The following is a 23,478-nucleotide window of genomic DNA, read 5'->3' as shown; positions in this document are numbered from 1 at the left end:
CCCCGAGATGTCGCTCGGCTTTCGCGAATCCAACACGGCGGCCATGGTCTCCGACGAAGACGAAGATCTGCCCTTAAGAGCGGAGCTTTTCAGCGCGGCGCAGATGGCCGCGCACGGCCGCTCGCTCGCTTCCCACCACGAATTGAGCCCGCGCGGCGGCGGCGACCAGCTGCTGGCGCGCCTGAGCGACAACGCGGAAGTGATCAGCGCCACCTGCGACGAGCTGACCGCCGCCATCAAGGACGGCCGCCAGATCACGCCCGCCTCCGAATGGCTGCTCGATAACCTGTACCTGATCGAAGAACAGATCCGCATTGCGCGCCGCCACCTGCCCAAGGGCTACAGCAAGGAACTGCCACGCCTGGCCAAGGGCGCGCCAGAGGGCTGCCCGCGCGTGTACAAGCTGGCGCTCGAGATCATCTCGCACGGCGATGGCCGCGTCGATCCGGAATCGCTGTCGCGCTTTGTCGATGCGTACCAGGAAATCGCGCCGCTCAAGCTGGGCGAGTTGTGGGCAATTCCCATCATGCTGCGCCTGGCGCTGATCGAAAACCTGCGCCGCGTGGCCGCGCGCGTGGCGGACAACCGCGCCGAACGCGACCTGGCCAACAGCTGGGCCGACCAGATGAGCGAGGAAGCGGAAAAGAACCCGAGCGGCCTGATTCTGAAAGTGGCCGACATGGCCCGCTCCAATCCACCGATCACCAGCGCCTTCGTGGCGGAGCTGTCGCGCCGCCTGCAGGGCCAAAGCCCGGCGCTGACCATGGCGCTGACCTGGATCACCAGCCGCCTGGCCGATGCCGGCCAGACCATCGAACAGCAGATCCAGGCCGAGATCCAGCAGCAGGCTGCCGACCAAGTGTCGATCGCCAACAGCATCGGCAGCCTGCGCTACCTGGGCACCATGGACTGGCAGGAGTTCGTCGAGACCATGAGCATGGTCGAACAGACCTTGCGCCAGGACCCGGCCGGCGTGTACGGCCAGATGGAATTCGCCACCCGCGACCAGTATCGCCACGTGATCGAAAACATCGCCAAGCGCTCCGACTACTCAGAGGTGGAAGTGGCCGCGCAAGCGCTGCAACTGGCGCAATCCCACGTCGGCAGCGACGACCTGCGCCACAGCCACGTGGGCTTCTACCTGATCGGCGGCGGCCAGGCCGCGCTGGAAAAGCAGACGCGCATGCGCCGCCCGTGGATCGAATCCATGCAACGCACCACCAGCGCCTCGCCACTGACGTCGTACCTGGGCGCCATCGTGGTGCTGTCGGTGATCGCCACTGCGCTGCTGCTGGAGCGCTCGGCGTTCCACGGCGTGCACGGCGCGCTGCTGGTCGCCATGGGCGTGCTGGCGCTGATCGGCAGCAGCCAGCTGGCGCTCAACCTGGTCAACTGGATCACCACCAAGGTCACCCAGCCCAAGCCGCTGCCGCGCATGGATTTTGAAGCCGGTATTCCGCCCGACGCGCGCGCGCTGGTCGTGGTGCCCACGCTGGTGTACAGCCGCGAGAACATCGAAGAGCTATGCGAGCAGCTGGAAGTGCGCTTCCTGTCCAACCGCGATCCGAACCTGCGTTTCTGTCTTCTCACCGACTTTGCCGACGCGCCCACCGAAACCCTGCCCGGCGACGCTGCGCTGATGGACCACATGCGCGAGGGCGTCGAACAACTCAATCGCAAGTACGCGCTGCACCTGAATGGCGACCCGGCCACGCCGTTCCTGCTGCTGCATCGCCCGCGCCTGTGGAATCCGCAAGAAGGCGTGTGGATGGGCTATGAGCGCAAGCGCGGCAAGCTGCAGGACATGAACCGCTACCTGCGCGGCGGCGCGCGCGACAAGTTCTCGCTGGCCGTGGGCGACACCACCGACCTGGAAAGCATCAAGTACGTCATCACGCTCGATACCGACACCCAGTTGCCGCGCGACGCCGCGCGCGACTTCATCTCCACCATGATGCACCCGCTGAACCGCCCGCGCGTGGACAAGGCGCTGGGCCGCGTGGTCGATGGCTACGGCATCCTGCAACCGCGCGTGGCTGTCAGCCTGCCAAGCAAAACCGCGTCGCTGTACGAGAAATTGTGCGGTGGCGAACCGGGTATCGACCCGTACACCCGCACCGTCTCCGATGTGTACCAGGACGTGTTCCTGGAAGGATCGTTCGTTGGTAAAGGCATTTACGACGTCGATGTGTTCGAGCAGGTGCTGGGCCACCGTTTGCCCGACAACCAGGTTCTGAGCCACGACTTGCTGGAAGGCGCCTACGTGCGCGCCGGCTTGATGAGCGACGCCCAGTTGTACGAGGAATACCCGAGCCGCTACAGCGACGACGTCGGCCGCCGCCACCGCTGGATCCGTGGCGACTGGCAGTTGCTCGGATGGCTGCTGCCGCGCGTACCGGGCCCGGGCCGCCGCCGCGAGAAAAATCCGCTGTCGCTGCTGTCGCGCTGGAAGCTGTTCGACAACCTGCGCCGCTCGCTGGTCGCGCCCGCGATGGTGATCGCGCTGGTCGTCGCCTGGCGCTGGCTGCCCGCGCCGTGGCTGTGGACCGGCGCCGTACTCACCGTGATCTTCCTGCCGCCGCTGGTCAATGCGCTGCACGATCTGCTGCACCGCCCGAAAGACACGCTGTGGGACCAGCACCTGCGCAATACCGGCCGCAGCGTGGGCATCCAGCTCTCGCACGCCTTGCTCACGCTGGCGTTCCTGCCGTACGAGGCGTACTTCAATCTCGACGCCATCGTGCGCAGCCTGTTCCGCATGTACGTCTCGCGCCGCCACCTGCTGCAATGGCGCGCGTCGGCACTCGCGCGTTCCACCACCAGTACCTGGGTCACCATGTGGGCCGCGCCGGTCACCGCACTGTTCGTGGGCGGCTTGCTGCTGGGCTGGCGCCCGGCCAGCCTGGCCCCGGCCGCGCTGTTCCTGCTGGCGTGGCTGGTGGCGCCTGCGGTGGCCGACTGGATCAGCCGTCCGATCAAGCGCCGCAACGCCGATCTGGGCGCCGACCAGCACATCTTCCTCAACAAGCTGGCGCGCCGTACCTGGGCGTATTTCGACCGCTTCGTCGGGCCCGACGACAACTGGCTGCCGCCCGATAACGTGCAGGAGCATCCGAGCCAGGTGATCGCGCACCGCACGTCGCCCACCAATATCGGCATGGCGCTGCTGGCCAACCTCACCGCGCACGATTTCGGCTACATCACCGGCGCCCAGGTCGTGGCCCGTACCGGCGCCACCCTGACCACCATGGACCAGCTGGAACGCCACCTGGGCCATTTCTACAACTGGTACGACACGCAGTCGTTGCAGCCTTTGCACCCGGTGTACATCTCCACCGTCGATAGCGGCAACCTGGCCGGTCACCTGCTTACACTGCAACCGGGCCTGATCGCCCTGTATGATCAGCCGGTGGTGGGGCCGCAATACGTGGACGGCTTGCTGACCACCTTGCGCGTCATGGAAGAAACCATCACCACCATCGACGGCACCTTCACGGTGGGCACGGCGGCATCGGCTGCGACTGCAGCCGCCGATGCAGCGGTGCCCGCCGGCACCGGCAACGGCGCCCTGGCCGGCATCGATACGCCCGAATTAGTGGCATTGCGCGCGGTGCTGTCCGACCGTCCCGACGCCACCCATTTGCAGCAGCTGCACGCGTGGCTCACGCGCGTGGCGCAGGCCGCCGACGCACTGCGTCCGCTGGTGGCGGCGCAGGCCGATGTCGCCATGTGGGCCAATTCCCTGGCACAGCAAGCGCACGCCGCGCTCGACGAACTGGCCTTGTTCACGCCATGGGTCAACCTGCCGGCGGACACGGTGCTCGACACCAACCTGCTGCGCGTGCCGACCCTGCGCGAACTGGCGGCACTGGCCAATGCCGGCGCCGACATTCCCGTCTCCGACCTGGCGCCGGCCGAACTGGAACGCCGCCAGCAGATGGCGCAGCTGCTCGAACAGGGCGGCGCCGCCGCCCACGACCGCATGCGCCAGCTGGCCGAACTGGCCCAGCGCAGCACTGCGTTCGCGCAAATGGAATACGGCTTCCTGTACAACGCCACCACCAACCTGCTGGCGATCGGCTACAACGTCAGCGAACGCCGCCTGGACGCCAGCTACTACGACCTGCTGGCGTCCGAAGTGCGCCTGGCCAGTTTCGTCGCCATCGCCCAGGGCCAGCTGCCGCAGGACCACTGGTTCGCGCTGGGGCGCCAGCTGTGCATCGTCGGCGGCAAGCCGGTGCTGCTGTCCTGGAGCGGCTCGATGTTCGAGTACCTGATGCCGCTGCTGGTCATGCCGACTTACGAGAGCACGCTGCTCGACCAGACCTACAACTCGGTGATCGACGCCCAGATCGCCTACGGCAAGCAGCACAACGTGCCGTGGGGGATTTCGGAGTCGGGCTACAACACCACCGACGCCAATCTCAATTACCAGTACCGCGCCTTCGGCGTGCCGGGCCTGGGCCTCAAACGCGGCCTCGGTGACGACCTGGTGATCGCACCGTACGCCAGCATGATGGGCCTGATGGTCCAGCCGGAAGCGTCGTGCCTGAACCTGCAAAAAATGGATGGCCTGGGCTTCATGGGCCGCTACGGCTTCTACGAAGCGATCGACTACACGCCGACGCGCCTGCCGCGCGGCGTCAGTCACGCCGTGGTCCGTTCGTTCATGGTTCACCACCAGGGCATGGGCTTCCTGGCCCTGAGCTACCTGCTGCACGACCGTCCGATGCAGCGCCGTTTCGAATCCGATCCGCTGCTGCAATCGACGTTGCTGGTGCTGCAGGAACGCAGCCCGCAGGTGGGCGCCTTCTATTCCACGTCGGTGGAGTCGGCGGCCATCCGCACCACGGCGCCCGATTCCGGCATGCCGCTGCGCGTGCTTACCTCGCACAGCACCCCGGTGCCGGAAACCCAGCTGCTGTCCAATGGCCGCTATCACGTGATGGTGACCAACGCCGGCGGCAGCTACAGCCGCTGGAAAGACCAGTCGGTGACCCGCTGGCGCGAAGACAGCACCCGCGACAACTGGGGCGCCTTCTGCTACGTGCGCGACATGGAAGACGGCGACTTCTGGTCCACCACGTATCAGCCGACGCTGGTGGAACCGCGCCACCACGAAGTGATCTTCTCGGAAGGCCGCGCCGAGTTCCGCCGCTCCGACAACGGCATCGACCTGTACACGGAAATCGTGGTCTCGCCCGAGGACGACATCGAACTGCGCCGCACCCGCATCACCAACACCACCGACCGCGTGCGCACCATCGAGGTGACCAGCTTTGCCGAAGTGGTGATGGCGCCGGCGGCGGCCGATGCCGCCCACCCGGCGTTCAGCAAACTGTTCGTGCAGACCGAGATCCTGCGCGCCGAGAATGCCATCCTGTGCACGCGCCGTCCGCGCGGCGGCAACGAAGCCATGCCGTACATGATGCACACCATGACCGTGCACGATGCGGCCGTGGGCAACGTCTCGTACGAAACCGACCGCTCGCGCTTCATCGGCCGGGGCAACACGGCCGCCGCGCCGCAGGCCCTGCTCGACGACGCGCCGCTGTCCGGCGGCGAAGGCTCGGTGCTCGATCCGGTGGTGGCGATCCGCTATACCATCACGTTAAAACCCGACCAGACCGCGACCGTGGACATGGTCACCGGCATGACCGACCAGCGCGACGCCGCGCTGCACCTGATCGACAAGTACCACGACCGCCACCTGGCCGACCGCGTGTTCGAACTGGCATGGACCCACAGCCAGGTCGTGCTGCGCCAGCTGAACGCCACCGAAACCGACGCCCAGCTGTACGGCCGCCTGGCCGGCTCGGTGATCTACCCGAACGCCTCGCTGCGCGCCGACGCCGCCACGCTGGTGAAAAACCATCGCGGCCAGTCCGGCCTGTGGGCGTACGCCATTTCCGGCGACCTGCCGATCGTGCTGTTGCAGATCAAGGACTCGGCCAATATCGAACTGGCCCGCCAGATGGTGCAGGCCCACGCCTACTGGCGCCTGAAGGGCCTGGTGGTGGACCTGGTGATCTGGCACGAAGACCAGTCGGGATACCGCCAGCTGCTGCACGATCAAATCATGGGCCTGATTGCCTCGGGTATCGACGCCCAGGCCATCGACCGTCCGGGCGGCATCTTTGTACGCATGGGCGACCAGATCGCCACCGAAGACCGCATCCTGCTGCAAACGGTGGCGCGCGTGATCATCAGCGACACCCGTGGTACGCTGGCCGAGCAGATCAAGCGCCCCGGCCCGCCGGTGCTGCGCATGCCGCCGCTGGCAATCGACCCGCGCAGCGATGGCGCCGACGCCAGCGATGTCGTCGCGCCGCCGCGCCGCAAGCGCGTGCTGCAACTGGAGAACGGCATCGGCGGCTTCTCGGAAGACGGCCGCGAATACGTGATCACCACCAGCGAAGAGCAGCGCACGCCGGCGCCGTGGTCCAACGTGCTGGCCAACGCCAGTTTCGGCACCGTGATTTCGGAAAGCGGCCAGGCCTACACCTGGCACGAGAACGCCCATGAATTCCGCCTCACGCCTTGGCACAACGATCCGGTGAGCGACGCCAGCGGCGAAGCGTTTTACCTGCGCGACGAAACCACCGGCGAGTTCTGGTCGCCTTCGGCGCTGCCGGCGCGCGGCACCGGCGACTACACCACGCGCCACGGCTTCGGCTACAGCGTGTTCGAGCATACCGAGTCGGGCATCGCCACCGAGATGACCACGTTCGTCGCTACCGACGCGCCGATCAAGTACACCGTCATCAAGGTGCGCAACGACTCGGCGGTGGCGCGCAAGCTGTCCATCACCGGCTACGTGGAATGGGTGATGGGCGACATGCGCTCCAAGTCCGGCATGCACATCCTGACCGAACTCGATCCGGTGAGCGGGGCGCTGTTTGCCCGCAATCAGTACAACACCGACTTCACCGGCCGCGTGGCGTTCTTCAATTGCGATGCGACCACGCGCACCGTGACCGCCGACCGCGCGGAATTCCTGGGCCGTAACGGTTCGCTGGCCGCGCCTGTGGCCATGCGCCGCTCGCGCCTGTCCGGCAAGGTGGGCGCGGGGCTGGACGCCTGCGCCGCCATCCAGGCGCCGCTCGAACTGCTGCCCGGCCAGGAACGCGAAATCGTGTTCGTGCTCGGTGTGGCAGGCCGCCGCAACGCCGACGCCAGCGGCATGGTGCAAAAGCACCGCAGCACCGGCGCCGCGCAGGAGGCGCTGGCCGCCGTCCACGCGCACTGGAACGAAACGCTGGGCGCGGTGCACATCAAGACGCCGGAACCGGCGCTCGACGTCATCGCCAACGGCTGGCTGATGTACCAGACCATCGCCTGCCGCATCTGGGCGCGCAGCGGCTACTACCAGTCTGGCGGCGCGTTCGGCTTCCGCGACCAGCTGCAGGATGCGATGGCCACCATCCACACCAAGCCGCACCTGCTGCGCGACCAGCTGATGCTGTGCGCAGCGCACCAGTTCATCGAAGGCGATGTGCAGCACTGGTGGCATCCGCCGTCGGACCGGGGCGTGCGCACCAAGTGCTCGGACGACTACCTGTGGCTGCCGCTGGGCGCCTGGCGCTACGTGTCGAGCACCGGTGATTTGAGTATCCTCGACGAGGAACTGCCATTCCTGGAAGGGCGTTTGCTCAAGGCGGAAGAGGATTCGTATTACGACCTGCCGGGCCGCTCCAACCAGAGCGGCACCATGTACGAGCACTGCGTGCGGGCCATCCGCCACGGCCTGCGCTTCGGCGAACATGGCCTGCCGCTGATCGGCTCCTGCGACTGGAACGACGGCATGGACAAGGTAGGCGAGCATGGCAAGGGCGAGAGCGTGTGGCTGGCCTTCTTCCTGTGCGAAGTGCTGCAACGCTTTGCCGAAGTGGCGGAAATGAAGAACGACGACGCGTTCGCGCAGGAATGCCGCGAGCAGTCTGTCAAGCTGGCCGCCAACGTCGAGCAGAACGCCTGGGACGGCGAATGGTATCGCCGCGCCTATTTCGATGACGGCACGCCGCTCGGTTCGCACACCAACGAAGAATGCCAGATCGATTCGATTTCGCAGAGCTGGGGCGTGCTGTCCGGCGTGGCCAACCCGGTGCGGGTACGCGGCGCGATGGAGCAGGTCAACCAGCGCCTGGTGCGCAGGGATTCCGGCATCATCCAGCTGCTCGACCCGCCGTTCGACAAGGCCGGCCCCAACCCCGGTTACATCCGAGGTTACGTGCCGGGCGTGCGCGAAAACGGCGGGCAGTACACCCACGCCGCGATCTGGACCGCGATGGCCTTCGCGCGGCTCGGTAACACCGACCGCGCCTGGGAGCTGGCGCGCATGATCAACCCGGTCATGCACGGCACCGATGCGGAAAACGTGGCGATCTACAAGGTGGAACCGTACGTGGTGACGGCCGACGTCTATGCGGTAGCGCCGCACGTGGGACGCGGCGGCTGGAGCTGGTACACCGGCTCGTCGGGCTGGATGTACCGCCTGATCGTGGAGTCGCTATTGGGCGTAACGCGTGGCGCGCACGAGCTGACGCTGGCGCCGCGCATGCCGGCGGAATGGAACGAGTTCACGCTCACCTACCGCCACGCCAGCAGTTCGTACGTGATCCGCGTGGCGCGTGCTTTGCCGGGCCAGGCGGCCACCTTGAGTGTCGATGGCGTCACGCGCGAAGGCAATGTGATTGCGCTGGACGACACCGGCGCCACGCACCAGGTGCAGTTGCTGCTGCCGGCATTGCCGGCGTCGGTGGAGGCGCCGGCGATTACGCTGTAATCACGACGCCAGGCCGGCGCCGACACCGAGCAGGGTAGCGACGCCGAGCACCGCGAAGATCACGGCAGCAATGCCGTGCACCAGCTTGAGCGAAATCCGGTGGGCGATGCGGTCGCCCAGGTACACGGCCGGCACGTTGGCCAGCATCATGCCCAGCGTCGTGCCGGCCACCACTGCCAGCAGGCTGTCGTAGCGCGCGGCCAGGGCCACGGTGGCCACTTGCGTCTTGTCGCCCATCTCGGCCATGAAAAAGGCGATCAGGGTGGTCATGAATACGCCGTAGCGCGCGAAGTTGGTGTCTTCCTCATCGAGCTTGTCGGGTACCAGCGTCCATACGGCCATTGCGATGAACGAGGCGCCAAGCACCCAGCGCAATATGTCGGGGCCCAGCAGGCTGGTGATCCAGGTGCCGATGGCGGCGGCAAACGCGTGGTTGGCCAGGGTAGCGACGAAAATGGCGGCGACGATCGGAACGGGACGGCGGAATTTTGCGGCAAGAACGAAAGCGAGCAGCTGGGTTTTGTCGCCGATTTCTGCCAGCGCGACAATGCCTGTGGAGATGAAGAATGCTTCCATTGGGGTGTTGAGTGAGATGCGCGGGCCGGCTGATAAGAACCTATGATCCAAAGCGCGTCCCCGGCCCACTATGGCCGCGCTTCGATCATGGTCTCGTCAAGTTTTTCAACCATTTGCACCACGGTCTGCGGACCGATCATGTTGATGCAAATTCCTGCGCCAGGAGGCGCGGGCCGACTACTCCCCACTTACGGCCGACATGATAGCACAGCCCAGTTAGCACCTTGCAAGCCTGGCAGCGCCGCTGTACACATTACGGATACATGGCTATGCTATTCTGCTCCGCGCTTGAGACCAACATTGAAAAGATCACCATGCAAATCAAGAAAATCTTGTCCGCGGTCGTGCTATCCGCACTGATGTCGCTGGGCGTGACCGTTGCCCACGCCGACCCGCTGAGCTACGCCCGCTACGACCAGGTGCGCACCAGCGACCTGTATCTGGACCTGAAGGCCGATTTCGGCCGCAAGACCCTGTCCGGCTACGCCGAACTGACGCTGAACTGGATCGACAAGACCTCGCGCACGCTGGTGCTCGACACCAAGGAACTCAATATCTCGCGCGTGCAGATATTGAACCCGAACGGTCGCTGGACCTCCACGTCGTACATGCTCGACAAGTTCGACCTGCAAAAGGGACGTGCCCTGCGCATCGCGCTGCCGTTCCAGCCGCAGAAGGTGCGCGTGTACTACCGCACCGCGCCGTCGGCCGCCGCGCTGCAATGGATGGCGCCCGCGCAGACCATGTCGGGCAAGCGTCCGTTCATGTTCAGCCAGTCGCAGGACATCAACGCCCGCTCGTGGGCGCCGGTGCAGGATACGCCTGCCGTGCGCTTCACCTACAGCGCCCGCATCGACGCGCCGGCCGGCCTGCGCGTGCTGATGAGCGCTGACAACGACCCTGCCGCCACCGGCAAGGGCGGCTGGAAGTTCAAGATGACGCAGCCGATTCCATCGTACCTGCTGGCCATTGCCATCGGAGAGATCGACGTGCGCACGCTGGGCCCGCGTTCGGCCGTGTATGCCGAACCGGCGCGCATCGAAGCGGCTGCCAGCGAGCTGGCCGACACCGAGAAAATGATCGAAGCGGCCGAGAGCCTGTATGGCCCGTACCGGTGGGAGCGCTACGACATGATCGTGCTGCCGCCGTCGTTCCCGTACGGCGGCATGGAAAACCCGCGCCTGACCTTCCTCACGCCGACCATGATCGCCGGCGACAAGAGCCTGGTCGATCTGATCGCGCATGAACTGGCGCACTCGTGGTCCGGCAACCTGGTGACCAACGCCTCGTGGAAGTACATGTGGCTCAACGAGGGCTTTACCACTTACGTCACCACCCGCATCGTGGAAAAAATCTACGGCGCCGAGATCGCCGAGATGAACCTGCAAGTGGAGCAGGAAGAGGCGCTGGCGTCGCTGGCCACCATCCCCGCCGCCAGGCAGGCGCTGGCCACGCGCGGCCCGGACGTCGATCCGTCGGCGTACTCGGACGGCAGCCTGATTTATCCGAAGGGCGCCTGGTTCCTGCGCACGCTCGAGCAGCGCGCCGGCCGCGAAACGTTCGATGTGTTCCTGCGCGGCTGGTTCGATTCGCACGCGTTCAAGTCGGCCACCACCGACGAATTCGTCGACTACCTGAAAAAGAACCTGCTCGACGCCCATCCCGAATACATGGCGCAGGTAGAGCTCGACGAGTGGCTGTACGGCGCCGGCATTCCGGCCAATGCCGTGCGCGCGGCCTCGCCACGCCTGGCGGCGCTGGACGAACAGCGCAACAGCTGGCTGCGCGGCGAACTGCCCACGGCCGACCTCAATGGCAAGGGCTGGATCGCGCTCGAATGGATGCACTTCCTGAACGACATCGACGGCAAGGCCACGGCGGCGCAATTGCGTGACCTCGACCAGAACTTCGGCCTGGCAAAAAGCGGCAATAACGAAATCGCCTTCCGCTTCTACCTGGCTTCCGTGAAGGCCGGCTACGACGTGCGCGAACCGCTCACCAAATTCCTGATGAGCGTGGGCCGCCAGAAGTTCGTGGTGCCGCTGTACACGGCGCTGCTGAAACAACCGGCGCAAGCCGAGTGGGCGCGCAGCGTGTACGCCAAGGCGCGCGACCATTACCACCCGGTGACGCAGGCATCGGTCGATAAACAGTTCAAGAAATAAGCCGATGAAGATTGTTCGTTTGTTCAATGCCAGCGCGATGGCGCTGGCGCTGGTAGCGCTCGGCGCTGCCGTTCCCGTGTTGGCGGCGCCGGCAACTGCCGCGACCAAAGCTGCGCCGGTCCCCGCCTACAACCTCGATGCCGACGTCAACCTGGCATTGAAGACGTTCGATGTGCCGGGCATCGCGATTGCCATCGTCAAGGACGGCAAAGTCGTGGCCACCAGGGGTTACGGCGTGCGCAAGCTGGGCGACCCCGCGCCGGTGGACGGCAAGACGCTGTTCGAGGTGGCGTCGAACTCCAAGGGCTTCACCGCCGCCGCGCTGGCCATGCTGGTCGATGAAGGAAAACTCAAATGGGACGACCCGGTGACCATGCACCTGCCGGGCTTCCAGATGTACGACTCGTACGTGACCGGCGTGATGACCATCCGCGACCTGCTCACGCACCGCAGCGGCCTGGGGCTGGGCGCCGGCGACTTGCTGTGGTGGCCGAGCACCGCGTTCTCCACCGACGAAATCATCGCCAGACTCCGGCACGTCAAGCCGGCGACCAGCTTCCGCAACAGCTACGCGTACGACAACCTGCTCTACATCGTGGCCGGCAAGATCATCGCCGAAAAAGACGGCAAGACCTGGGGCCAGTCCATTCACGACCGCATCCTGGCGCCGCTGGGCATGACCGGCACCAAGACCAGCGTGGCCGAGATGCTGGCAACCGACAACCACTCGGCGCCGCACAGCCTGATCGACGGCAAGGCAGCCGTGGTCAAGCCGATGCCGGTGCCGAACGCCGACGGCGCGGTGGGCATCGACACCAACGCCGAGGACCTGGCGCGCTGGATGATCACGCTCATGAACCACGGGAAAAGCGCGGACGGTAAGCAGCTGATCAGCGCCAGGCAGGTCGAGGAGTTGTGGAGCCAGCAAACGCCGATGCGCATCCGCGAACCGAAACCGGCGCTGGCCGCCACCAAGCCCAATTTCGCCGCCTATGGCCTGGGCTTCTCGCTGCGCGATTACAAGGGCCGCAAGATGGCCATGCACGGCGGTGCGCTGCAGGGCTTTTACTCGACGGTGCTGATGGTGCCGGAAGAAAAGCTGGGCATCGCCATTTTGACCAACGCCGAGAACAGCCCGGCCATGGCGGCGCTGTACTGGCGCATCCTGGACCAGTATCTGAAGGTGCCGGCCAGCGACTGGATCAAGCTGTACGCGGACCAGCAGGCGGCAACGCGCCAGGAAGAGCTTGAGCGCCAGGCCAAGGCCACCACGGCGCGCGCGGCGCAGTCGCAGCCATCGCTGCCGCTGGCGGCGTATGACGGCGAGTACGAGGATGCGTGGTACGGCGTGGCGACCATCGGCGAAGAAAACGGCAAACGCATCATGCGGTTTACGCGCACGCCGGATCTGACGGGGGAACTCGAGCACTTCCAGCACGACACCTTCATCGTGCGCTGGAAAGAGCGCAACTTCAACGCCGACGCCTACGTGACGTTCTCGCTCAACCCGGACGCCAGCATCGACCGCATGAAGATGGCGCCGATATCGACCGAGACCGATTTCAGCTACGACTTCCAGGACCTGGAGTTCAAGCCGAAGGCGAAGAAGTAACCCTAGCGGGCCAGCGCCGCATCCTGTCGCAGCAGCTGCGACATGTACTGCGGCGTGATCCCGAGGAACGACGCCACCACCTTCTGCGAAATGCGCTGCTCGAGGCCCGGGTAGTCGCGGCGAAACGCTTCGAGCCGGCCCTGGGCCGGGCACACGCTCAGGTACAGGCGGCGGCTCTGGTCCATGATGCCGCATTCCGACACCTTGACGTAGTAATCGCGCAGTACCGGGTGCTGCTCGGCCAGCGCCCACAGCGCGCGCCAGTCGAAGCGGTACGCCTGCACCGCCGTTTCCGCCACCACGAAATTGTGTGCCGGAGCGTTGCCCATGGCGCGCAGCACATCGTCGTGCGCCACGGCCAGGTGGCCGTCGGTGCGGAAATACAGCGTCACCTCGTTGCCGTTGTCGGGCAAGAAGCCGGCGCGCGCCACGCCGCTGTGCAGCCAGTGGATGTACTGCACTACTTCGCCGCTGCGCTGCAATTGTTCGCCCTTGCGCACGCTGACATGCGTGGCCAGTGGCGCCATCAGGCGCGAAATTTCGTCGTACATTTCAGGGGATACCCGAAAACGCTCGGCGAGCACTTGCCGGTATTTTGCCCGGTGATCTAGGAATGCCTGGTTCATATTCTATGGCGCGGCCGGGGTAGCCGGCATTGGTGTGATGGGTCTTTCGCTGGGTGGGTAGCAAAAAGGCAGCCAGCAGTGTAAACCTTTTTTGAGTCAAAAGTGCAAATATCGTTGCGATTTAGCATTAATTCCCCAGCGTGGGCAATGACCAAGAGTATCGCCTGAAACCAGGTGAAATCGGGGCAGGCACGCTGCCACGGCGCCGCACCAAACATCCTGTTTTGCTAGTCACTAAAGGCGCCGTTTCAAGGTTGTGAGTCTGCAACAGCTGCCTGCAGCGCCCCGTCCGTTTCAAAATTTTAAGCAACATTTACCAGGCATTGCGCTAGAGTGGGACCTCGGCGCCCCCCTTTTGAGGCGCTGGCTGCCGGAGCGGGGTGCCATCGCGTGAAGACGATTTTCGGAGTCGAAGCAAGCTTCAGACAACTGTTTGCGCCGTTCGCACTGGCGGCGGCGGGTGGTGCGGGCACCATCGTGGCTGGCTGGACCGCATGGGGCTGGTACACCGTGTTGTGGGCTGCGCTGCTGGTGGCCGGCGCCGCATGGTGCGCGTTCGGACCGGCGGCGGGCGGCCAGGCACCCGGCGGCGACAGCATGATAGGGCGCTACCTGCACGGGCGCGACGCATTCGGCGCGGCGGTGCTACCGGTGTGGAGCCGCCACATGGAAAACTCGCGCACGCAAATGGAAGACGCGGTGGCCGACCTGGCCACCCGCTTTTCGAGCATCGTCGATAAGCTCGACCACGCGCTGCACGTCTCCAGCCTCGAAGGGAATCAGGGCGGGCAGTCGATGACGGCCGTGTTCTCGCACAGCGCCTCGCAACTGGCGTCCGTGGTGGCGTCGATGAAGTCGGCCATGCAGTCCAAGCAGGCCATGCTGGGGCAGATCCGCGACCTCGAACGCTTTACCCGCGAGCTGCGCGACATGGCCGAAGGCGTGGCCAGCATCGCTGCCCAGACCAATCTGCTGGCCCTGAACGCGGCCATCGAGGCCGCGCGCGCCGGTCCCGCCGGCGCCGGCTTCGCGGTGGTGGCGCAGGAGGTGCGCCACCTGTCGAGCCGCTCGGCCGAGACGGGCCGCAATATCGCGCAGCGCGTGGGCCAGATCAGTAGCGCCATCCTGGCCGCCAGCCAGGCCGCCGAGGCGTCCAGCGATGCGGAAGACCAGAGCATGCAGTCGGCCGAAGGCATGATCGACTCGGTGCTGGCCGACTTCCGCACCATGACCGACGCGCTGGTGCAATCGTCCGACCTGCTCAAGCAGGAAAGCATCGCCATCCAGGGCGAGGTGGGCGAGGCGCTGGTGCAGCTGCAATTCCAGGACCGCGTGAGCCAGGTGATGTCGCACGTGCGCGAAAACCTCGCACTGATGCCGACAGTACTGGAAGAAAACCGCCGCCATTTCGAGGCCACCGGCGAACTGCTGGCGCCAGACCCGGCGCCGCTGCTCGACGCGTTAAAGAGCACCTACGCCATGGCCGAGGAACACGCGGTGCACAGCGGCTCGCGCCACGTGGCGCCCAAGGCGGCGGATGCCGACGAGATCACTTTTTTCTAGAATGGGGTAAAACAGCATGGCAAAGACGATACTGGTGGTTGACGATTCGGCCTCGCTGCGCCAGGTGGTGGGCATCGCGCTCAAGGGCGCGGGCTACGACGTGATCGAAGGCCGCGACGGCGCCGACGCGCTCACCAAGTGCACGGGCCAGAAGATTCACCTGGTCGTGTGCGACGTGAACATGCCCAATATGGACGGCATCACGTTTGTCAAAGAGTTCAAGAAGCTGGCCAGCTACCGGTTTACGCCGGTGATCATGCTGACCACCGAATCGCAGGAAAGTAAGAAAGAGGAGGGCAAGGCCGCCGGCGCCAAGGCGTGGGTGGTCAAGCCGTTCAAGCCCGAGGTGCTGCTGGGCGCCGTCGCCAAGCTGGTGCTGCCGTGAGCGATATCGGCCACCTGGCCTGGAGCGGCGAGATCAATATCTACCGCGCCGCCGATCTGAAGCTTGAAGTGCTTCAGACGCTGCGCGCCGCGCCGGTGCTGGAAATCGACCTGGCCGGCGTGACCGAACTCGATACCGCAGGCTTGCAGGTGCTGATGCTGGCCAAGCGCACCGCATCCATCGAACAGCGCGAACTGCGGCTGCGCAACCACAGCCCGGCCGTGGTGGACGTGGTGGAGATGCTGAACCTGGGCGCGTTCTTCGGCGATGCCGTCCTGATCCACAGTTGAGGAGCCGGCAATGAACCTGGACCAGGCGCTGCAAACCTTCATCACCGAAAGCCGCGAGCTGCTGGCCGACATGGAACACGCGCTGCTCAATATCGACCTGTCCCAGGATTTGGGTGACCAGGGCGAGGCGATCAACGCCATCTTCCGCGCCGCTCACACCATCAAGGGGTCGGCCGGCCTGTTCAGCCTTGATCACATGGTGGCGTTTACCCACGTGGTGGAAAGCCTGCTCGACGCCGTGCGCGATGGCCGCGCGGTGATCGACGACGACATGGTGGCGCTGCTGCTGGCCTGCTGCGACCATTTATCGAGCATGACCGACGGTCTGGCGGCTGGCCAATACGAGGCCGACCCGGACACCGCGCCCGAGGGCGAACGCCTGCTGCAGCAGCTGCGGCGGCGCATGGGCGCAGGTGACGAACCGGCGCAATCGCTGGCGGAGCAGTCACTGACAGTGCAGCCGGAGCCGGATGTGGAGCGCATGGGCCAGGCGGCCGGTGATGGCGACAGCGACTACTGGCATATCTCGCTGCGGTTCGGTGCCGGCGTGCTGCAAAACGGCATGGACCCGATCGCGTTCCTGCGCTACCTGGCCCGGTTGGGCCGCATTGCCGGCATGGCCACCGTGGCCGATGCGCTGCCGGCGGCCGACGAGATGGACGCGGAACTCTGTTATCTCGGCTTCGAGATCGCCTTCGAGAGCACGGCCGACCGCGCGGCGATCCTGGGCGTGTTCGAATTCGTGCGGGACGACTGCGAGATCCGCCTCGTCGCGCCGCGCGGCAAGGTGTCCGAGTACGTGGAACTGATCCGCGCGCTGCCGGAAAACCCGGCCCGGCTGGGCGAAATGCTGGTGCAGTGCGGCAGCGTGACAGCAGCGGAGCTGGCAGCGGCGCTGGCGCAGCAGTCGCAGCAATCGCTACACCCGGAGGTGCAGGGGGAAGCGGGCGCGCAGCCCGCGCAGGAAGCCCCGCAGCGCCTGGGCAGCATCCTGGTCGCTGCCGGCCAGGTGGCGCCGGTGGTGGTGGAGGCGGCGCTCACGCGGCAAAAGCAGGTGGTCGAACAAAAGGCGCAGGAAAACCGCTCGATCCGGGTCGATTCCGACAAGCTCGATCGGCTGATCGACCTGGTCGGCGAATTGATCATCGCCGGCGCGCGCACCAGCGTGATCGGCCAGCGTCTGCACGACGCCGAGCTGCTGGAGGCAACATCCACGGTGTCGAACCTGGTGGAGCAGGTGCGCGACGCCGCGCTGGAACTGCGCATGGTGAAAATCGGCGCTACCTTCAACCGCTTCCAGCGCGTGGTGCACGACGTGGCGCGCGAGCTGGGCAAGGACATCGGCCTGGCGGTCGATGGCGAGGACGCGGAGCTCGATAAAACGGTGGTGGAAAAAATCGGCGACCCGTTGATGCACCTGGTGCGCAACGCCATGGACCACGGCATCGAGCCGGCCGCCGTGCGCGTGGCTGCCGGCAAACTGGCGCGCGGCATGATCACGTTGAACGCCTTCCACGAATCGGGCAGCATCGTGATCGAAGTGAGCGACGACGGCGGCGGCCTGCGCAAGGAGAAAATCCTGGCCAAGGCCATCGAGCGCGGCCTGGTGGACCCGGAGCGCAAGCTCACCGATGCCGAAATCTACAATCTGATTTTCGAAGCCGGCTTTTCCACCGCCGAGACGATTACCAACCTGTCCGGGCGCGGGGTGGGCATGGATGTCGTCAAGCGCAACATCACCGCGCTGCGCGGCAGCGTCGATGTCCGCAGCGTCGAAGGTCAGGGCGCCACCGTGACCGTGCGCCTGCCGCTCACGCTGGCCATCATCGACGGCTTCCTGGTGCAGGTGGGATCGTCCGTGTTCGTGATCCCGCTCGACACCATCGAGGAGTGCATCGAGTTTGCCGCCGAACCGGGGCAGGATTACAGCAACCTGCGCGGCCAGGTGCTGCCATTCATCCGCCTGCGCGCGCTGTTCCATATCGCCGGCGCGCCCACGCGCCGCGAGAGCATCGTGGTACTCCGCTTCGGCAAGGTGCGCGCGGGGCTGGTGGTCGATACCTTGCTCGGCGAATTCCAGACCGTGATCAAGCCGCTCAGTCCCATCTTCAGCGAAGTGCGCTGCATCAGCGGCTCCACCATCCTCGGCAGCGGCGACGTGGCGCTGATACTCGATGTCGGTGCGCTGCTGCAGGCCGTGGACGGTCGTGGCGCCGTCGCCCCCGCATTGCCTGCCCTGGCCGTCTGATGGAGAACACCGCCATGAACCTTGCCACCATCCAGCACGGCGCCGAGCCGCTGTCCACGCAGTACCTGACCTTCCTGCTGGGCGAGGAGCGGTTTGCGGTCGGCATCCTGCATGTCAAGGAAATCATCGAATACGCGGGCACCGCCACCGTGCCGATGATGCCCGACTGCGTGCGCGGCGTGATCAACCTGCGCGGCGCGGTGGTGCCGGTGATCGACCTGTCGGCGCGCTTCGGGCGCGGCGTGGCGGCCATCGGCAAGCGCACGTCGATCATCATCGCCGAGATCGACGATGGCGAAGGCAAGCAGGTGCTGGGCATGATGGTCGATGCGGTGAACGCGGTGGTGGAAATCGAGCCGGCCGACATCGAGGCGGCGCCGCCGTTCGGGGCCCGCATCCGCGCCGACTTCATTGCCGGCATTGCCAAGTGCCAGGGGCGCTTCGTGATCCTGCTGGCGCTCGAACGCGTGCTGTCCACCTGCGAGGTGGTGGAGCTCTCCCGCCATGCCGTGCCGCTGGCCACGGCCAGTTCGCGTGCCGGCCCATGACCTCAGCAGCCCTGACCGACCGCGAATTTTCCCAGTTCCAGCGCTTTATTTACGACGCCGCCGGCATCAGCATGTCGGACGGCAAACAGGCGCTGGTGAGCGGGCGCCTGGCCAAGCGCCTGGCGCACCACCGGCTGGCCAGCTACGGCGACTATTTGCGGCTGCTGCAAAGCCGCAGTGACCCGGCCGAGCTGCAAGTGGCGATCGACCTGCTCACCACCAACGAGACCTATTTTTTCCGCGAACCGAAGCACTTCCAGCTGCTGCGCCAACTGGCGGAAGACGCGCGCAATCGCGACCGGGGGCGCGGGTTGCGCGTGTGGAGCGCGGCCAGCTCCAGCGGCGAGGAAGCGTACAGCATCGCCATGGTGCTGGCCGACGTGCTGGGCGACGCCGCCTGGGAAGTGCTGGGCACCGACATCAGTACCCGCGTGCTGCAACGGGCGCGCAACGGCCACTATCCGCTCGAACGCGCCAGCCAGATGCCGATCGGCTATCTGAAGCGTTTTTGCCTGCGGGGCCAGGGCAGCGAGGAGGGCACCATGCTGATCGAGCGCCCGCTGCGCCAGCGGGTACAATTCCAGCAGGTGAACCTGAACCAGGCGCTGCCCGCATTGGGCCAGTTCGACGTGATCTTCCTGCGGAATGTAATGATCTATTTTAATCTCGATACCAAGCGCCAGGTGGTGGCGCGCCTGCTGGCGCTGTTGCGGCCCGGTGGCCATTTCCTGATCGGGCACTCGGAAACCCTGAACGACATCAACGACACGCTGTCGATGGTGGCGCCATCGGTGTACCGCAAGGACCAGCAATGAGCGACATCAAGGTCATGATCGTCGACGATTCGGCCGTGGTGCGGCAGGTGCTCAGCGGCCTGCTCAACGCCGCGCCGGGCATCACCGTCACCTATGCCGTGGCCAACCCGCTGCTGGCGATCGAGCGCATGAAGATGCAGTGGCCCGACGTGATCGTGCTTGATGTCGAAATGCCGAAGATGGACGGCATCTCGTTCCTGCGCAAGATCATGGCCGAGCGGCCCACGCCCGTGGTGATCTGCTCCACCCTCACCGAGAAGGGCGCGCAGACGTCGGTCGAAGCCTTGACCGCTGGCGCCGTGGCCGTCATCACCAAGCCGCGCCTGGACCTCAAGCAGTTTTTGTACGACAGCTCGGACGAACTGGTATCGGCCGTGCGCACGGCTGCCGGCGCCCACGTGGTCAAGTCCGCGTACCATGCGCCGCTGCCGCCATTGCCACCGGTGACCGCCAAGCTCAATGCGGATGCGGTGCTGTCGCTGGGCGATACGCGACCCATGACTGCGACCACCGAGCGGATCGTGGCGATCGGCACTTCCACCGGCGGCACCCAGGCGCTGGAAGAAGTGCTTACGTCGCTGCCGCGCGTTTGCCCCGGCATCGTGGTGGTGCAGCACATGCCTGAAAAATTCACCGCCGCCTTTGCCGCGCGGCTCGACAGCGTATGCGAGGTGCGCGTCAAGGAAGCGGCCAATAACGACCGCGTGCTGCAAGGCCAGGTGCTGATCGCGCCCGGCGGCAAACACATGCTCCTGCGCCGCAATGGTGCACAGTATTTTGTCGAGGTAGTCGATGGTCCGCTGGTCAATCGCCACCGGCCGTCGGTGGATGTGCTGTTCCGTTCGACCGCGCGCGCGGCCGGCGCCAATGCGCTGGGCGTGATCATGACGGGGATGGGGGACGACGGCGCGGCAGGCCTGCTGGAGATGCTCAAGGCGGGCGCGCGCACCGTGGCGCAGGACGAGGCGTCGTGCGTGGTGTACGGCATGCCGAAGGAGGCGGTCAAGCGCGGGGCGGTGGAAAAATCGGTGCCGTTGACGGCAATTTACCGCGAGATCTTGCAGCAGCTGGGCTGAGGCCGGGGCGCATCCCCGGCCGGCATAACACTTACGGCTTGACGAATTTGAGCGTCATGCGATCGCTCTCGCCGATGGCCTGGTACTTGGCGCGGTCTTCATCCTTGTTGGTGAAGGTGGGTGGCAATGCCCACACGCCGTTCTTGTGGTCGGCCGTGTCCTTGGGATTGGCGTTGATCTCCGATTTGGCGGCCAGCTTGAAGCCTGCCGCTTCGGCCAGGCCGATCACGTACTTCTCGTGCATGTAGCCGCTGCTGGCAGTGGCGTCCTGGGTTTTGGAGGCCGGCAGGCGGTGCTCCACCACGCCGAATACGCCGCCCGGTTTCAGGCTGTCGTACACGCTGGTAAACAGCGCCTTGAGGTTGTCCGGGCCGGTCGGAATCCAGTTGTGGATGTTGCGGAACGTGAGCACCATGTCGACGCTGTTATTTGGTGCGAATTCGTATTTGCGCGGCGGCGAGAACACGCCCAGCGCCACCTTGTTGTACACGGCCGGATTGGCGTTCAGGCGCTCCATGAAGCGCTCGGCGCCCTTGCGTTCGCGCTCGTTGGGCGACGTCAGGTCGTTGCCGGCGGCGATCAGCTTGCCGTTGTCGCGCAGGTACGGCGCCAGGATCTCGGTGTACCAGCCAGCGCCCGGCGACAGTTCCACCACCGTCATGTTCGGGCGAATGCCGAAGAAGGCCAGGGTCTCGTAAGGATGGCGGGCGGCGTCGCGCTGCACGTTGGCGGGCGTGCGCGAGCTGGCGCCGATGGCGTCCTTGAGCTTCGCATCCACCGCCTGCGCCGAGGCGCCAGTGGCGGCGAACAGCGTGGTGCAGGCCAGAGCGGCCACGAGGTATTTCTTCATACTCGGTCTCCTGAGGGTTCAATGGCGGCGCCGTGCGGCCGCCCTGCGCGATCATGGGCGAGGACCGCACGCAGGTCAAGCGAATCGGCGCCAGCGTAAAAATCGCGCAAGTGTGGCGCCGCTTGTAACGCAGTGTATCGCTGTGGCAGATGGCATACATATTGCTATCCCTTTCGTTGATCAGGCGCTAATATTGCCTTTCTGTTGCCCAGGGCGGCTGGCCCGAATCAGGGAAACCTCGAACCATCCCACAAGGGTTTTGCGAGGTGCTCCTGTCTCACATTTGGAGAGATGATGGAACGACGTGCATTCCTCAACATTGGTAGTCTGGCGCTGGGCACGATGTTGCTGCCCGCTTTTGGCCGCGCCATCGCGGCCGAAGAATTACTCAACCCGGTCGCCCTGCAGTTCAAGAAAATGCTGGCCGATACCGCGATGACGGCCGCCACCCAGGCCGGCGCCAGTTACTGCGACGTGCGCGTGGGCCGCTACCTGAACCAGTTCATCACCACCCGCGACCTCAACGTGGAAAACGTGGTCAACACCGAATCTGCCGGCGTGGGCGTGCGCGTGATCGCCGGCGGCGCCTACGGCTTTGCCGCCACCAACGACATGACGCCCGACGGCGTGGCCGGCGCCGCGCGCCAGGCCGTGGCGATTGCCCGCGCCAACGCCAAGCTGCAAACCGAACCTGTCGTGCTGGCGCCGGTGAAAAGCCTGGGCGAAGTGGCGTGGGCCACGCCCATCGTCAAGGACTGGCGCACGGTGCCGATCAAGGAAAAGGCCGAGCTGCTGATCACTGCCAACAAGGCCGGCATGGACGGCGGCGCGAGCTTCATGCAGTCGATGCTGTTCCAGGTGAACCAGCAAAAATACTTCGCGTCCACCGACGGCTCGTATATCGACCAGGACGTGCACCGCCTGTGGATGCCGGTGTACGCCACCGCCGTGGACCAGAAGAGCAACAAGTTCCGCACCCGCCAGGGCCTGTCGGCGCCGGTGGGCATGGGCTACGAATACCTGGATGCGCGCCCCGAGCACAAGGTCAAGGCGGCCGGCGGCGTGACCACGCTGTACACCAAGTCCTATGACCTGATCGAAGATGCGCGCGCGGCCGGCAAACAGGCAAAACAGAAGCTGACCGCCAAGTCGGTGGAGCCGGGCAAATACGACCTGGTGCTTACGCCCGAGCACCTTTGGCTGACCATCCACGAATCAGTGGGGCACCCGACCGAACTCGATCGCGTGCTCGGTTACGAGGCCAACTTCGCCGGCACCAGCTTCGCCACGCTCGATAAATGGGAAACCAAGAAATTCAAGTACGGCTCCGATATCGTCAACATCGTCGCCGACAAGACCACGCCAGGCTCGCTGGCCAACGTGGGCTACGACGACGAGGGCGTGCCGTGCAAGCGCTGGGATATCATCAAGGACGGCATCCTGGTCAATTACCAGGCCACGCGCGACCAGGCAGCCATCATCGGCGAGAAGGAATCGCACGGCTGCTCGTATGCCGACAACTGGAGCAGCGTGCAGTTCCAGCGCATGCCCAATGTGTCGCTGCAGGCCGGTAAAAAGCAGCTTACCCCGGACGAGATGGTCAAGGACGTCAAGAAGGGCATCTATATCGTGGGCGACGGTTCGTTCTCGATCGACCAGCAGCGCTACAACTTCCAGTTCGGCGGTCAGCTGTACTACGAGATCAAGAACGGCAAGATCGGCCAGATGCTCGAAGACGTGGCCTACCAGTCGAACACCCAGGAATTCTGGAACGCCTGCACGGCCATGTGCGACGAGCGCGATTGGCGCATGGGCGGCTCCTTCTTTGACGGCAAAGGCCAGCCTTCGCAATCGTCGGTGGTGTCGCATGGCGCCAGTACGACCCGCTTTAACGGGGTTAACGTGATTAATACTGCGCGCAAGATCGCTTAAGCCGGAG

14 protein-coding genes and 1 riboswitch are annotated in these 23,478 nt (G+C 65.3%); of the genes, 11 read left to right on the top strand and 3 right to left on the bottom strand.

The window, feature by feature from the left end:
- The first annotated feature begins 7 nt into the window (after positions 1-7).
- Complete coding sequence (locus tag F8197_RS19055; protein WP_152883616.1) at positions 8-8,785, top strand: GH36-type glycosyl hydrolase domain-containing protein; 8,778 nt, start codon at positions 8-10, stop codon at positions 8,783-8,785.
- Here the strand turns inward: F8197_RS19055 and F8197_RS19050 are convergent, their stop codons facing one another.
- Positions 8,786-9,361 (bottom strand): TMEM165/GDT1 family protein, encoded by a 576-nt coding sequence (locus F8197_RS19050; RefSeq protein WP_152883185.1) that lies wholly within the window; start codon positions 9,359-9,361, stop codon positions 8,786-8,788.
- Between the two features lie 27 nt (positions 9,362-9,388).
- A riboswitch (yybP-ykoY riboswitch) is annotated at positions 9,389-9,559 on the bottom strand.
- A 116-nt stretch (positions 9,560-9,675) separates the two neighbouring features.
- On the opposite strand from F8197_RS19050, the gene F8197_RS19045 reads away from it, so the two are divergent.
- Both F8197_RS19045 and F8197_RS19040 read left to right on the top strand, forming a co-directional pair.
- On the top strand, positions 9,676-11,526 hold the full coding sequence (locus tag F8197_RS19045; RefSeq protein WP_152883184.1) for a M1 family metallopeptidase: 1,851 nt from the start codon (positions 9,676-9,678) through the stop codon (positions 11,524-11,526).
- 4 nt (positions 11,527-11,530) lie between these two features.
- Complete coding sequence (locus F8197_RS19040; RefSeq protein WP_152883183.1) at positions 11,531-13,138, top strand: serine hydrolase; 1,608 nt, start codon at positions 11,531-11,533, stop codon at positions 13,136-13,138.
- A 2-nt stretch (positions 13,139-13,140) separates the two neighbouring features.
- Here F8197_RS19040 and F8197_RS19035 read toward each other — a convergent pair whose 3' ends face one another.
- A complete protein-coding gene (locus F8197_RS19035; protein ID WP_152883182.1) occupies positions 13,141-13,689 on the bottom strand; it encodes a Crp/Fnr family transcriptional regulator in 549 nt (182 codons plus the stop codon).
- 465 nt (positions 13,690-14,154) lie between these two features.
- Between F8197_RS19035 and F8197_RS19030 the strand changes: the two genes are divergently transcribed.
- Genes F8197_RS19030 through F8197_RS19000 form a run of 7 tightly spaced genes read left to right on the top strand, consistent with a single transcriptional unit; the run spans position 14,155 to position 20,689 of the window.
- Positions 14,155-15,327: a methyl-accepting chemotaxis protein gene (locus F8197_RS19030; protein WP_373996911.1), complete on the top strand. Its 1,173-nt coding sequence runs from the start codon at positions 14,155-14,157 to the stop codon at positions 15,325-15,327.
- Between the two features lie 16 nt (positions 15,328-15,343).
- Positions 15,344-15,712 (top strand): response regulator, encoded by a 369-nt coding sequence (locus F8197_RS19025; RefSeq protein WP_019923537.1) that lies wholly within the window; start codon positions 15,344-15,346, stop codon positions 15,710-15,712.
- Positions 15,709-16,002 (top strand): lipid asymmetry maintenance protein MlaB, encoded by a 294-nt coding sequence (locus tag F8197_RS19020; protein ID WP_373996910.1) that lies wholly within the window; start codon positions 15,709-15,711, stop codon positions 16,000-16,002. Before F8197_RS19025 ends, F8197_RS19020 begins: the two co-directional genes overlap by 4 nt.
- 10 nt (positions 16,003-16,012) lie before the next feature.
- Positions 16,013-18,250: a chemotaxis protein CheA gene (locus F8197_RS19015; protein ID WP_152883181.1), complete on the top strand. Its 2,238-nt coding sequence runs from the start codon at positions 16,013-16,015 to the stop codon at positions 18,248-18,250.
- Positions 18,251-18,264: 14 nt separating this feature from the next.
- Complete coding sequence (locus tag F8197_RS19010) at positions 18,265-18,798, top strand: chemotaxis protein CheW (protein ID WP_227012322.1); 534 nt, start codon at positions 18,265-18,267, stop codon at positions 18,796-18,798.
- Entirely contained in the window at positions 18,795-19,613 is an 819-nt protein-coding gene (locus F8197_RS19005; RefSeq protein WP_152883179.1) for a protein-glutamate O-methyltransferase CheR, read from the top strand. Before F8197_RS19010 ends, F8197_RS19005 begins: the two co-directional genes overlap by 4 nt.
- Positions 19,610-20,689 (top strand): chemotaxis response regulator protein-glutamate methylesterase, encoded by a 1,080-nt coding sequence (locus F8197_RS19000; RefSeq protein WP_056139816.1) that lies wholly within the window; start codon positions 19,610-19,612, stop codon positions 20,687-20,689. Before F8197_RS19005 ends, F8197_RS19000 begins: the two co-directional genes overlap by 4 nt.
- Before the next feature lie 31 nt (positions 20,690-20,720).
- On the opposite strand, the gene F8197_RS18995 is transcribed toward F8197_RS19000, so the two are convergent.
- A complete protein-coding gene (locus tag F8197_RS18995) occupies positions 20,721-21,539 on the bottom strand; it encodes a class I SAM-dependent methyltransferase (protein ID WP_152883178.1) in 819 nt (272 codons plus the stop codon).
- Positions 21,540-21,833: 294 nt separating this feature from the next.
- Between F8197_RS18995 and F8197_RS18990 the strand changes: the two genes are divergently transcribed.
- Positions 21,834-23,471, top strand: coding sequence for a TldD/PmbA family protein (locus F8197_RS18990; protein WP_152883177.1), 1,638 nt, complete (start codon positions 21,834-21,836; stop codon positions 23,469-23,471).
- The last annotated feature ends 7 nt before the right edge of the window (positions 23,472-23,478 follow it).

The organism is Duganella sp. FT27W (assembly GCF_009295655.1).
In the GTDB taxonomy this organism is placed as follows: domain Bacteria; phylum Pseudomonadota; class Gammaproteobacteria; order Burkholderiales; family Burkholderiaceae_D; genus Rugamonas; species Rugamonas zoogloeoides.
This window is presented reverse-complemented; position numbering and strand designations above follow the sequence as displayed.